This window comes from Flavobacterium sp. 25HG05S-40 (genome assembly GCF_052654735.1).
Genome location: NZ_CP199750.1, coordinates 712,600 through 726,789 on the forward strand (window position 1 = coordinate 712,600; position 14,190 = coordinate 726,789).

General features: G+C 38.0%; 9 protein-coding genes. 4 read left to right on the top strand and 5 right to left on the bottom strand.

The window, feature by feature from the left end:
- Positions 1-47 precede the first annotated feature (47 nt).
- Entirely contained in the window at positions 48-2,033 is a 1,986-nt protein-coding gene (locus ACULEU_RS03085; RefSeq protein WP_445453991.1) for a urocanate hydratase, read from the bottom strand.
- 187 nt (positions 2,034-2,220) lie between these two features.
- A complete protein-coding gene (locus ACULEU_RS03090; protein WP_445453992.1) occupies positions 2,221-2,397 on the bottom strand; it encodes a DUF5522 domain-containing protein in 177 nt (58 codons plus the stop codon).
- 28 nt (positions 2,398-2,425) lie between these two features.
- Between ACULEU_RS03090 and ACULEU_RS03095 the strand changes: the two genes are divergently transcribed.
- On the top strand, positions 2,426-2,752 hold the full coding sequence (locus ACULEU_RS03095) for a hypothetical protein (protein WP_445453993.1): 327 nt from the start codon (positions 2,426-2,428) through the stop codon (positions 2,750-2,752).
- Here ACULEU_RS03095 and ACULEU_RS03100 read toward each other — a convergent pair.
- From ACULEU_RS03100 to ACULEU_RS03110, 3 genes are all read right to left on the bottom strand, one after another.
- The gene (locus ACULEU_RS03100) at positions 2,747-3,013 is read right to left on the bottom strand and encodes a hypothetical protein (RefSeq protein ID WP_445453994.1); all 267 of its coding nucleotides are present in this window, start codon (positions 3,011-3,013) and stop codon (positions 2,747-2,749) included. The two genes, ACULEU_RS03095 and ACULEU_RS03100, sit on opposite strands and share 6 nt — an antisense overlap.
- Before the next feature lie 2 nt (positions 3,014-3,015).
- The gene (locus tag ACULEU_RS03105) at positions 3,016-4,146 is read right to left on the bottom strand and encodes a hypothetical protein (protein WP_445453995.1); all 1,131 of its coding nucleotides are present in this window, start codon (positions 4,144-4,146) and stop codon (positions 3,016-3,018) included.
- Between the two features lie 148 nt (positions 4,147-4,294).
- Positions 4,295-9,946: a GEVED domain-containing protein gene (locus ACULEU_RS03110; RefSeq protein ID WP_445453996.1), complete on the bottom strand. Its 5,652-nt coding sequence runs from the start codon at positions 9,944-9,946 to the stop codon at positions 4,295-4,297.
- Positions 9,947-10,358: 412 nt separating this feature from the next.
- On the opposite strand from ACULEU_RS03110, the gene ACULEU_RS03115 reads away from it, so the two are divergent.
- From ACULEU_RS03115 to ACULEU_RS03125, 3 genes are all read left to right on the top strand, one after another.
- Entirely contained in the window at positions 10,359-12,290 is a 1,932-nt protein-coding gene (locus ACULEU_RS03115) for a T9SS type A sorting domain-containing protein (RefSeq protein ID WP_445453997.1), read from the top strand.
- Positions 12,291-12,361: 71 nt separating this feature from the next.
- On the top strand, positions 12,362-13,273 hold the full coding sequence (locus ACULEU_RS03120; RefSeq protein ID WP_445453998.1) for a 1-aminocyclopropane-1-carboxylate deaminase/D-cysteine desulfhydrase: 912 nt from the start codon (positions 12,362-12,364) through the stop codon (positions 13,271-13,273).
- Positions 13,260-14,171: a glucosaminidase domain-containing protein gene (locus ACULEU_RS03125; RefSeq protein WP_445453999.1), complete on the top strand. Its 912-nt coding sequence runs from the start codon at positions 13,260-13,262 to the stop codon at positions 14,169-14,171. The genes ACULEU_RS03120 and ACULEU_RS03125 overlap by 14 nt, the downstream gene beginning before the upstream one ends.
- Positions 14,172-14,190 lie beyond the last annotated feature (19 nt).

Genomic DNA, 14,190 nt, shown 5'->3' on the forward strand with positions numbered 1-14,190 from the left:
GTTTCTAAATCAAAGTTTAGTCCCGAATTAGAAACCCTAATTCCAAACTAAAGCAACGAATCATCTACTAGGTTAGGGATGGTCACTTTTAATAAAGGTTGCGTTTCCATAGCTCTTTTTATAGCAAAGATGGCACCTTCATTGCGAGCCCAGTTTCTTCTTGAAATTCCGTTGTTCACGTCCCAGAAAAGCATTGATTCTAAGCGTCTTGATGCTTCTTTACTACCATCAAGAACCATACCAAATCCGCCATTAATTACTTCGCCCCAACCCACGCCGCCGCCATTGTGAATGGAGACCCAAGTAGCGCCTCTAAAGCTGTCCCCAATGACATTGTGGATTGCCATATCGGCAGTAAAACGCGAACCGTCGTAAATGTTTGAGGTTTCTCTGTAAGGTGAATCGGTTCCGGAAACGTCGTGGTGGTCGCGACCTAAAATCACGTAACCAATTTCACCTTTGGCAATCGCTTGATTGAAGGCTTCGGCTATTTTGATTCGGCCTTCGGCATCGGCATACAAAATGCGTGCTTGCGAACCAACTACTAATTTGTTCTCTTGGGCGCCTTTAATCCACTGAATGTTATCGGCCATTTGTTGTTGGATTTCTTCGGGCGCAGTTTTCATCATTTCTTCTAAAACATCGCAAGCGATTTGATCGGTTTTGGCCAAATCTTCGGGTTTTCCTGAGGCACATACCCAACGGAAAGGGCCGAAACCATAGTCAAAACACATAGGTCCCATGATGTCTTGTACGTAACTTGGGTATTTGAATTCTCTTCCCAAAGTAGGATGATCGTTCATTACATCGGCGCCAGCTCGAGAAGATTCCAATAAAAAGGCATTTCCGTAATCGAAGAAATACGTTCCTTTAGAAGTATGTTTGTTGATGGCTGTTGCGTGTCGGCGCAGTGTTTTTTGAACTTCTTCTTTGAATTTTTCAGGATTATTCGCCATTAATTCATTCGATTCTTCAAACGAATAACCCATTGGATAATAGCCTCCAGCCCACGGATTGTGGAGTGAAGTTTGATCCGAACCCAAATCAATATGCACCTTTTCTTGATCGAAACGTTCCCAGACATCTACTATATTTCCGAGGTACGCAATGGAAACTACTTCTTCATTTTGCAAGGCGGTTTTCACTCTTGGCACCAATTCATTAATATTGTCTATAACTTCATTAATCCAGCCTTGCGAATGACGAATGTGAGTGATTTTTGGATTCACTTCGGCACAAACTGTAACACAACCAGCTATGTTTCCCGCTTTGGGTTGTGCGCCACTCATTCCGCCTAGACCAGACGTTACGAACAAACCACCTTTGGGCGATTTTTTTATTTTTCTAAATCCGTTTAAAACCGTGATGGTTGTACCGTGAACGATGCCTTGCGGACCGATGTACATGTAACTTCCGGCCGTCATTTGTCCGTATTGCGAAACACCTAAAGCGTTCATTTTTTCCCAATCATCAGGTTTGGAATAGTTCGGAATGACCATTCCGTTCGTTACCACGACTCTTGGAGCCTCTTTGTGCGAGGGGAATAATCCCATAGGATGTCCGGAATACATGGTTAAGGTTTGCTCGTCGGTCATTTCAGCCAGATATTTCATGGTTAGAAGATACTGCGCCCAGTTTTGAAACACAGCTCCGTTTCCGCCATAAGTTATCAGTTCATGTGGATGTTGTGCCACGGCATAATCCAGATTGTTTTGGATCATCAGCATGATAGCTTTTGCCTGCTCTGATTTTCCCGGGTATTCTGAAATTGGACGTGCATACATTCGGTAGTCCGGACGAAAACGGTACATGTAGATGCGCCCGTATTTTTCTAATTCTGCTTTAAATTCATGAAGTAATGTTGCATGATGTTGTGGTTCGAAATAACGCAAAGCATTTTTTAAGGCTAGCTTTTTCTCTTCATCAGAAAGGATTTCCTTTCGTTTTGGCGCATGATTTATTTCTAATTCGTACGGTTTTGGATTGGGTAGAATTGCCGGAATTCCTTGTTGTATTTGTTCTTGAAAGGTCATTTTTTAGACTTCTTAGATTGTTAGATTGTTAGATTTTTAGACTTCTTAGACTTCTTAGATTTTTGTTTTTTAACATTCTGTCTAATAATCTAAAATGTCTAAGTTGTCTTTTTGCGTTAGAGATGGGAGCAAGTACCGTGTACTGCGGACAGCCCGACCTCGTTTTTTGGAACGAGGGAACGCCCTATTATTTTTTATTAGTTCCTGTTTTTTTATCGTATCCGTACGGACAATGACGGCAGCCACTTTTGCAGCAATAGCCGCGTTTAAGGTGGTGTTTTTCGGTGAAACATTTGTAACCTTCGGGCGTAATGTAATAATCTTCGCCTTCGATTAGTTTATTTTCAGTATTTTGCTCGTTCATAGCTACAAATTTAAAGCATTAAACTAAAATGTTTGTAATCGTTTCGAGATTTTTAATTCCAAAAGGGTTTCGCGGCATCACTTTATTTCCGTTTATCATTGTTTCTGAACGGGATTTGAAGCGGAATGCTGTTATGATTCATCATGAAAAGATTCATATTCGACAGCAAGTAGAGTTGTTGATAGTGCCTTTTTTTGTTTGGTATGGTATTGAATTTTTGGTACGTTGGATTCAGTTTAAAGACCGGAAAAGTGCGTATTGGAATATTTCTTTTGAGCGAGAAGCCTATGCCAATGAAAAAGACCTTCACTATTTGCAGCAAAGGTCTTTCTGGAAGTTTTTGAAGTATCTATAATTTTTTTTTCGATGAGTTTAAAGGTACTGTTTTCGAATTCACTATTGTATCAATGCTGACGGAACTGTTCTCCTGAGGAGGCAGTACAAATACTTTTTTGGTATTGGTGCTTTTGATTACGTTAAGGGAGTCTTTTCTCATCTGAGCTTTAAATGCTTCGTTATTTACGACTATCTTAAAATCTTTCCTTGTCGAGTTCTTTTCTTGCGAATATCCTATGATGCAGCAAGAGGTTGCTAAAATGAAGTATAGTGTTTTCATAATTATCTGTAGGAAATTGTTGCGTGGATTTCGCCACAATTAGTATCAAGGACACAATTTCCTCCAATGTCTAAAGAAGTGGTTCCTGAAACGCGTGACGAAAATAGTTGTATAGTGTGCGCACCAGCGGTTACACCAACCCATGCGGTCGAGAATGTACAAACACCGAGAGAATTTCCACCAGCGGACGAATTTACCAATGTTGTTCTGTTCCAGCCACCCTGAGGTAATGCTGCCCCATCGACCACAACAATTGCGTCAAAGAGCGCTACTCTTCCTGCGACTGTACTGGTATTAAGTCCGCCTAAAACTCCGTCAATCTTTATGTCTGCAATTTGACCTGTGGGAATAGTAAAGTTTATAGTGCACCCAGGTTGCAAAGCTGGAGTTGCAGATGTTACACCGGCACGCGCTGCAGTATTGTATGCATGGTATTGTTTTATGGTTTTTGTGAAACACGACCATAGAGGTGCAGCAGCAGTACCATTGTTAAAATACAATCCTGCACCACAAGGCATAGTTGAGTTTGTATTGTAAACCATAAGGCCTGGCTTTGGGGTTGTGATTGTAGCAGCATCGGTTTCAGAGGACAAATTTATATTTGGAAAAGAGACTCCTTTGTTGGTAGCTGTAACATCAAGAAGCGCAGACGAATTGGGCGAAGGTGTGCCGATTCCAATCTGTCCAGTGGTCGAAACGCGTATTTTTTCCACACCATTTGTAGCAATGCTCAAATCAGCAGGGTCACTAGTTCCTATGTAGTTTGTTGCGGGAATGGTTCCTCCGTTTCCTGTTAGTGTCCAATCAGAACTTCCGCCAGTACCAATTCTTTGCCAGACAGAACCATCATAGAAATAAAAACCAACGGAGGTTACGTTTGCAGTAGTTCCTGTTGCAGTTCCGGTTGCAACTTCATAGATGTAAACCATTGTTGAAGTTGGTACACTAGTCATACTTTGTGCACGTTGTCTGGTTACTCTAGGAACTAGTATTCCATCAACATTAGTGGTAGTACCGGTTGGATTTGTTGCTGTTATATCAAGTGTTGATGCAGGTAAAGTCGTATTGATACCAATTTGCGAATATCCTGATAAGCTTGTTGCGAATAGGATTAAAATAATAAGTTTTTTCATTTTATTTGATGGTATTTGTTGACCAAATAAATGTACAAAATTTTTAATTAAGTATCTAATTTATAGATTATTAATTGCTTCTTGGTTAAAAAAAAAGACCGTCGCTTTTATAGCAACGGTCTTTGGATTGTTAGTGATTGTGTTTTGTTTAGAAGATGACTTTTCTAGTTACTGTTTCTCCTGTTTGTAATTTTATTTTTAACAAAAGTGTGGTGTTGTTTTTTCGGAGATTTGAAAGAATCCAATAATTGTCATTTATGTTTTCATAAGTATCTAATTTTTGGCCTAAGAGATTGAATACCGTTATGGATTCCATTTCTAGGGAGCTTGAACTCACAGCTAGCTCACTATTTGCTATAACTTTGATGCTATTTTCATCTATTGAAAGCTCAGGAATTCCAAGAGCATTGTCAACATACACTATTTTAAAACGATCGTTAATTATACCCGATATCGTTGTAAAATGATAAGGGTCAAGTTTTAGATTGTGCGTAATATTTAAGAGTTCGTCTTTTAAATAAATAGTTTGGCTTTCAAATAATCCGTCAACAGTCGCTATGGCAAAGGAGTAGTTTCCTTGTGTTGGTGCTTTTATTCCAATTGGAATTTCATCTGTTATATCGAATGGTAAACTTCTACCTTGGATTTCATAAATATCGGTACTGTTTTCTATTAAAGAGAAAAGTTTTGTTCCAGTAGATATATAGGTTGGAGCATCAAAAAGAGTATCAACACTATTGGTGGCGTCATTGGCATAACCCATAAGCATTCTGGATGATTGATTGTTTGAATCAACAAGGTCAAGCCATATTCTGTGTCTTTCTAATGAAAACTCCTCGTTTGTAAAATTTTCATTTTTGAAAAACCCGCTGTTATCGTATGGGTTTGTAGCACCGTCATATCTCATACTATTGTTGAAGTTTACAATTCCTGAGCCAGCAGCGCCATCAATCATTTGTGCAAAAAATGCTTGTCCAGTTTTAATTATATCTCCCACACCCGGTGAGGTTGATCCGAGATAATTTATTGTTATATAGTCATCTTCGTCATAATTATAAGTAAAAGAACCATAGAAAGGATTGGCAACACCATAATAGGGATCGGTTCCGTGCGTCCAAAGTTTCAAATTCCCTAATAACACACCAGTCGGATTATTTAGGGCATGGTAGGTGTTTGTTTGTAAAAATTTCAATGCGTTGATGGATGATGGATAAGGATTTCCAAGTAAATTAAAATTATCATTAAGATTAGTAATCTGTACCCCATTGGCACCACTGTAGGGTGCGCCCGTATAAACACCTCTTTGAACAGTATATGGAATACTTCCATTGAAGGGTACGCCATTAAAAGTTGTAGGGATATTACTTGCTGGCATTCCAAAACTATTGGATCCACGTATGATGTAACCTCGTGCTCTAGCCATTACTCCGCTAGCATTTTCCCAATTACCTTGACTAATATTGGGTCCAACTCCGTTGCCATTATTGACTGTGGTATTCCATTGGTATTTAAATCCTGATGCATAAGGGAATGTACTATCATAAAAAGTTCCTATATTTTGATTTAGAACTGGTGAAGACCAATACACATAATCCGAACCTTTAATATTTGGTGCGATTCTTTTGTAGAAAATACTACCGCTATTTACCGCCGCATCATTTATTTGAACTAGGTTAGAATTGTTGTTGATAGTAAAGTTTCCACTCGGTTGTATGTTAACTCTGTCTGTTATGGTTAAGTTTCTGCTTGAATTTATGGTTAATTGAGCTCCGTTGTAAACGGCCAAATTGTAGCCAACCCCATCAGGGATAGTGGCAAGTACAGGGTTGTTTCCTGTAACTGGAACCACTACGCAGTGCGCATTCGTTGGAACACCACCTGGCGTCCAGTTATTTGGGTCATTCCAATCACTACTTTGTGAACCGTCCCAAACTTTGTTACCATTTACTCCTACAACTACATTATCTGTGTAAGTTAAATTGGTTCCACTACACAAAGCATAAGTTACTTCGGCTGTGTAGGTTGTTGTAATAGAAGGACATACATTGATTGTGTTGGTTGTCCCGATTTGTGGACCTGTAGTTCCATTTCCTTCGAACCATTTTATTGAGGTTAATGTTGTTCCTGTAGGCGTAAATCTCCAAGCTTCATCGGTTATAGTCCAGTTGGCATCTAAACCATTTCTTCCCGGAGCGACGACCGCTGCGTTACCAGCTGCATTTTGAATTCCAACTATTGCATTACCATCATTCCAGGTTGCGCAAACATTTTTTTCTTTAACATAAACTTCTATGACATTGGTGTTTTCGTATAACACTATCATACCTGTATAATAACTCGAATTACAAGCAGAAGAATACATCGGTATGTCGCTCCAAGAAGCAACAAGTGCTCTACATCCTGTATTTAAAGTAATCAATTCCCATCCAACTTCCCCACCTTTACTTGGGTCGATGTCATGATATACACCAAAAATGGCATTTCTAATTAAACCAGTATTGGGTAAATTATTTGTAAACAACCAAGGATTATATCCGCCAGGAAGATTATTTGTGGTATCAAATGTTATGACTCCATTAGAACCAATTAAACATTTATCATAATTGACACCGTAAAAACAAAAATTGAAAGGAAGATTGACTGTTGACGACCAAACATCATCAACATTAACACTTACTGCTCTTTGCAAACAGGTAAACTGGTAGGGAGGTGCATCGGTAATAGAAGTTACACTATAATTTGTTGGTTGATATAACTGTAAATAATTTGCTTCTAAATCAACGCATGTTAAAGCAGTACATGTTAAAGGAACTGGATTTCCTCCACTTAAACCAAGACCTCCTGCGAGAACTGAGGGGCATGCAAGTGATGTTGTACCTGTTCCACTTCCTATTGAGCAAGGAGTATAGTTAGTAGAGCCAAACCATGTGCTTGTGTCACTACCACCACAAAAAGAGCGTACCCAGAAATAATATTTTAAACCTGTAGTAAGTCCAGTTAAAGTTACACTAATAACTCCAGGTGCTGTAGTTCCTGTTGGAGGTGTACTAGCTATTGGAGGTGTTGGTGAATTACTTATATAATATTGATATCCCCCAGATGCAGGAGGAGAAGAGGCCGTCCAGTTAACAGTTACACTTGTAGTAGATAAGATATCTGCATATAAATCTGATGGTGAAGGACAACTTGGTGTTGTTGCGCAAATTCCGAATGTCCCATTATTATTGTTTCCGTATTCCCAAACTCTAATGTAAATGGTTTGACCTGGCGTTAAACCTGTTCTTCTGAGGAATGGCATTGCTCCGTTTGTGCTACTATCGTCATCACAATCCAATAAAGTTAAAGCGCCACAAGTACCTGAATATAGTGCTAATCCTCCGTCTAAAACTGTTCCGGTTTGCAGGTCTATATTTATCTCACCTGTAGCAGGAACTACAACTGAGAACCACACATCCCCACCTAAGTAACTTGCGCAACCTGGAGCTGTCATTCCGGTACTGTTTGTTGCACCTGCATTTGAATAGGTTGCATAAGAGCAAGTTGAAGAAATTGACAATGGTATAGCTCCACTGCATTCGTCGTTAGTAGGGGGTGAAGTAATACAAATGTTAAAAGAACCTGCATTTGCAGCATTCCCATTACTAAATACTCTAAAGAAATAAGTAACTCCAGAAGTCATTCCTATAAGGCTTACTGCTTCAATCGCGGATCCTGTAGTATTGTTTATACATCCTACGGATGTTAAGCTTCCACAAAGTCCAGTAAAAGGTTCGATTACTACATTATTAATTGTGTTTGGTGTTACAGTAATAGTGTGTGTTGTTCCCGTAGCAACAAAACTAAACCAAACATCGTCATCAGCAGTGCCTGTGCATCCTGCTATGGATTGTGTTGCTCCAACAGAGGTTGCATTTGTACTTGTAACACAATTTGTGCTCGGATTGACAGTTAATGATATTGCACTACTACATTCATCATTTGTAATTAATGTTGTGCAGTTTCCTGAAATATATGGACTGTTGCAAAATCCATTATTGGCTCTGATTCTATAATAGTATGGGGTTCCGCTATTCAAGCCTGTAGCATTATATGATAGGCTAGTACCCATAGCAAAAGGGGAGCCTAAAACAGGAACGGAATATCCAGCGTCAGAATAAATCTCTAAGGTATAATTTATTGTTCCAACACCCCCACCTACTACAGATGCTGGCCAAGTGACAGTAAAACTTGAAACGGTAATAGCAGAGTTAGTTGCAGAAACAGGAGCTGCAGCACAAGTTGTCGCTGAATTATTCAACGGAGATGTTGTTAGGTATGCTGGAGCACCAGTACATGCATTGTTGTAGGAGAAAATATGATAGTAATAATTTGTATTACTTGTCAATCCTGTGTCAGAGAACGTTACTGCATTGCTAGTAACAGCACTACCTTGAACAACATAGGTTGTTCCTGGTGTTAAACCCGTAAATCCAACAGCATAGGTTGTCCCACTTGATAATGTTGGAGGAGTGACACTAGAACTTCTTACAACTAAATAACCACTTGGTGCCGGAGTTGCTGCAGTGAATGATCCGTTAATGGAAGTGCTCGATATTGATGATAATACAAGAGCAGTAGGTTGGGTAGTAGGGGTTGTACAAGGTGGAGGAGCTGTGACAGTAACGCTGTAATCTTCTGCCTGACCATAACCTGCGCCAGTTTGACAAGGCCCTGTTGAATAGGAATTAAATCGTTTCATTAAACGCATTCTTGTAGTGCCTAATGGTGCAGTAGCAGGAACCGTAATTGTGGTGTTTAGAACCACTGCATCAATACCTGTTGAATTGTAGATTGTTCCTAAGTCATATATTTCATTAGCAACATCACCGAAAGTTCCATTATTATTCCAATCTACATAAAGTCTGAAATAGTTGGTGAATACACCAGCCGTGTTTCCTTTGACCGCTATAGGTACAGTTTGACCTTGCTGAACTGAAGCTGTGTTACAAAAACTCTCTAGGTATTGTGTTCCTCCGATTGTGTTAGAAGTAGTATTATTAATTCCGGCAAAAGTTACATTTGTTATGGGTTCCATTCCATCTGTAAAGGTTGGGGAACAGTAACTTAATAAAGTAGAAGTGTAAGTTATTCGTATTTCACCTCTGGCACCATTTCCCCCCGCTCTATTAGTTGCAGTAGTTCTAAAACCACCACCACCACCACCACCTGGCACGAAGCCAGGGTTTCCAGCTCCGGCGGTGTTTCTTGATGCTCCTCCTGCTCCACCTCCGACACCATTAGCATTTCCACCAGCAGCACCCACCGTAGTGGTTCCGAGGCTACCATTGTTTCCTGTTAGATTGGTTGTACCTCCACTAGCATTTCCTCCAGTTCCGATAGCGCCTCTATTTTGACCTCCGCCTGTCCCTCCATTTGCTGTAAGAGCTCCAAAAGTTGTAGCAATTCCAGGACCTCCATTACCGTTACTACCTGTCCCACCAGTACCAACTGAATAAGCAATAGAACTTCCAGGTGTAACGGTTAGTATAGCTGTTGAATAACCTCCAGCTCCTCCGCCGGATCCGCCATTATTATTGTTGTTTGCGCCACCACCGGCACCACCACCGCCCCATATTTGAACCGTTATTGAGGTGACATCACATGGAACTATGAAATTACCTGAACCAGTAGTATAAGTTACTTGTCCAAAAATAGTTGGACAACCAATGAACATGAAAAAAATAAGGACAACCTTCTTCAGGGAATGAGCTATGTTCAAGTTGGTGTAAAGCGATGTTTTGTTGTAGTAATTCTTTTCCATATATCCTTTTTTTGTTGGGGTAAACTCAAAACATTATAACAATCAGTTACATTGACTAGAGTTAATTTGATGTGAAATTAGTACAAGAATAAATTGATGCCTAAAAATATAGGTGTACTGCTACGAAAGTCGATGAATAGCACTTTTTTGATGTTGTTTCTGAGTGGTTTTTTGAAAAAATAGGAGTTTTTAGTTTTTAGACGAAGCGTAAATAGCATTTTTCTTATAAATAGTCAGTATTTATTAATATTTCATAATCTATTAACAATTTATCTATATATTATAAATTATATTAACTTCTTTTAAACTTTATTCCTAAAAATTATTTTTTTAATTTTTTTACTTTGTTGTGTTGAAAATGAATAAGATATAAAAATTATTGTACTTTTGAATTTATTAAATGTTTTGATTTATGAAAACAACGTTGTTTATTTTTTGCGCTCTCTTTACTGTGAAGACGGCATTTGCTCAACTGTATGTGAAAGACACTTATGTTTTTAATAACGGTGCTATGATTTATGTTAAAGATTATGTCGAGTTGAATACGGCTTCAAGTAATCTTTTTCTAAGAAATGAAGGGCAGTTGTTACAAGGAAGTACTGGTGGTGGAGGTATAAATCGAGGTGTGGGATCTTTGTCTGTTTTTCAAGAAGGGACGGCAAACAATTATGGTTATAACTACTGGTGTTCCCCTGTTGGTGTTCCAGCAGCTGCAGCAGGAAATAATGATTTTGTACTCGATCAGGTTATTAAAAGGCCAACTAGTACTACTGTTGGTCAAACCCCTACATTCACGTCAAGTTTCAATGGATATACCACCGCAACTGAATTAGCTATTTCTAATAAATGGACCTATACTTTTACTGCGGCTAACAATTACTCAAATTGGAATTATGTTGGACAGTCAGGAACAATAACTCCAGGCTTAGGGTATACTCTTAAAGGTGTTTCTGGAGATGATACTACAGCGGTCAATGAAGCAACTGTAAATAACCCTGCGGGAGCAGGAGGTTTGAATGATTATCAAAGATATGATTTCAGAGGAAAGCCTAATGAAGGAACCATAACGATTTCAGTTGCAGCACCGACAGTTGCTGATCAGATTCCCAATAGTACTTTGACAGGAAATCCATATTCTTCTGCTATTAATCTCAATTTGTTTTTATTAGAGAATAGTGGTCATATTGTCAATTATACTACTGGAGCCGTTACTACAGGTGGTCCTTTAGATGTTATTACTGGAAATGCTTTTTATTGGGAACATCAGAAGCCTGCAACTTCTCATATTTTATTGCAATATATCGGAGGCTATGGTTATTATGCTCCGAATAACGTCAATGCTTTTAGTCCTGGAACCTATAATAGTGCTACTTGGAATACCTATAATATTGATGGTTCTCTGAATACGACCGGAGGAAGTACCGGTTCAACATACAAAAGAATGTTCTGTCCAGTAGGACAGGGATTTGTGGTGAACGGTAAAGTCAATAGTAATGCCGTGATGAAAAATCTTTATAGAGTTTTTGTCAAAGAGGGAGTTGCTACTAATTCTCAGTTTGAAAGAAATTCAAATTCCACTGATACTAGCGCTTGGCAAAATTGGGAGGAAATTCATAATGTAGCTGGCGTTGATTATACCCAGTTTTCCTCAGCTCCCACTCCTCAAGTAAAAATTCATACTATTTTCAATAATTTGTATACCAAAGAAACCACAATGGCATTCAATCCAAACACAACCGACGGATTTGACTACGCTATGGATGTGAGTACTACTGAATCAAATTTGACTAATGACGCTTATTTTTCTACAACTAGTGATTCAAAAAATTACATAATAACAACACTGCCTTTTCATGTTGATAAAAGAATTCCATTTACATTCAAAGCTGGAGAACAAGCTACTTTTAAGGTTCTAGTAGGAGATATTATAAATTTTAGTGACTCAGAAAACATTTATATGTTTGATGGATTGACTGGAGTGTATCACGATATTAAAAATGGTTTTTTTGAAATCACACTTCCGGCAGGGACTTATACGAATCGTTTTGAAATTACATTTAAAGATGCATCGCTAGCAGTTTCTAACCCGATAAAAGAAAATCTGACAGTTATTCAAAATAATGATAATCAGCAATTAGTTCTTTCCAATCCTAATGGTATGGAGATTAAATCTGTTGCTTTATTCGATATTGCAGGGAAATTAATTTTTAATAAAACAAATTTAGGAGCCAATACTAGTTATCAGTTTTCAACTGCGGTTTTAAGCGATGCGGTGTACTTAGTCAAAATACAAACAGATGATGGCCAAAGCTTCGGGCAGAAAATCATAGTGGCTTCTAAGTAAGCCTACTTTCGAAAGCGATTTTTTAATCGCTTTTTTTTATAAATTGATTTTCAATCAACTACTTTTGAAAAATGAATTTTTCTGAAAGTTATAATCAAGAAATCACAATAAATCATCCCAATATTACGTTAGCTGTAAAACGTGAAGATTTGTTGCATCCCTTAATTTCTGGTAATAAATACAGAAAATTGAAATACAATTTAATTCAAGCTAAGAAAGAAAGTCACAATGTTTTAATAACTTTTGGAGGTGCTTTTTCTAATCATATTTTAGCAGTGGCAGCCGCAGGAAAAGAATATGGATTTAAGACTGTTGGTGTTATTCGCGGAGAAGAATTACACGATTTAATTGACAAAAATCCCACTTTACAAAAAGCTAAGTCTTTAGGGATGGTTTTTGAATTTGTTACACGAGAACAGTATCGAAATAAGTACGATGCTCAATATCTTGAATATTTAAAAGCGAAGTATTTTAATTTTTATCTCATTCCAGAAGGAGGAACCAATTCTCTCGCCATAAAAGGTTGCGAAGAAATTCTTTCAACGGAAGATGAAGCGTTTGATTATATCTGTTGTGCGGTAGGAACTGGTGGTACTATTTCGGGAATAATAAATTGTTCAAAACCTAGTCAACAAGTTTTGGGGTTTCCAGCGTTAAAGGGTGATTTTTTAAGGGAAGATATTTGTAATTTTGCAACCAAGTCCAATTGGGATTTAATAACGGCGTATCATTTTGGAGGATACGGAAAGGTGTCAGAAGATTTAATACGGTTTATAAATACATTTTATCTTCGACATAAAATCCCATTAGACCCAATTTATACAGGAAAAATGGTTTTTGGAGTTATGGATTTAATTGCCAATAATTATTTTCCTGAAAATGCTAAAATTCTGATGATTCACACAGGAGGATTGCAAGGAATCGATGGAATGAATTCAATATTAAAACAAAAAAAACAGTTAGAAATCAATGTCAATATTTAAAAGATTTAGTTTAGTATTAGTTATAGTTTTTGCAGCATCGTGCAGTGCCAATCACGCAACAGTTAGAACTACGAAACCCGACCCAAGGAAAACAGGAGCTCCTGTTGTACAGAGAGTAAGAAAACCAATATATAGACCTGTTACAAAAAACAACCCTATTGCCATCACTAAAAAAGATTCTCCAACAGTTGCTGTTGTTCCAACTTTTTCTAATAGTACAGAGGTTCTGGAAGCTACAACAAGGGTAAAAGTGACAACCCAAATGGTACTTGCTTACATTGAAAAATATAAAAGTGTTGCCAAAGAGAACATGACCAAAACGGGAATTCCAGCCAGTATTACTTTAGGTCAAGCTATTTTAGAATCGGGCGCAGGAACTGGGCCGCTTAGTATGCAAGCCAATAATCATTTCGGAATAAAATGCCATAAAGAATGGACAGGACCAAGTATAAAATATACCGATGACGAAGAAAATGAATGCTTTAGGAAGTATGAAGATCCAAGTCAGTCCTTTAAAGATCACTCTTATTTTTTAACCAGTAGACCACGATATGCTGAACTTTTTGAATTCCAAAAAGATGATTACAAAAGCTGGGCTTATGGTTTAAAAGCCGCTGGCTATGCTACTGATTCGAAATATCCAGATAAGCTCATAGGATTGATTGAGAAGTATCAATTGAATAAATTTGATGCCGAAGTGTTAGGTAAAAACTTCGTCCCAACGATTGTTAGCAAGCCTATTGCTTATACTGCTGATGTTCAGAAATATACTGTAGTTAAAGGCGATTCGTTGTATTCTATTTCTAAAAAATTCAATATTTCAATCGATGAACTTAAGAAGAAAAATAACTTAACAGACAATACCATTTCTCTTGGACAGAGCATCATTGTCAAATAATTCAATATATTAATTCCCT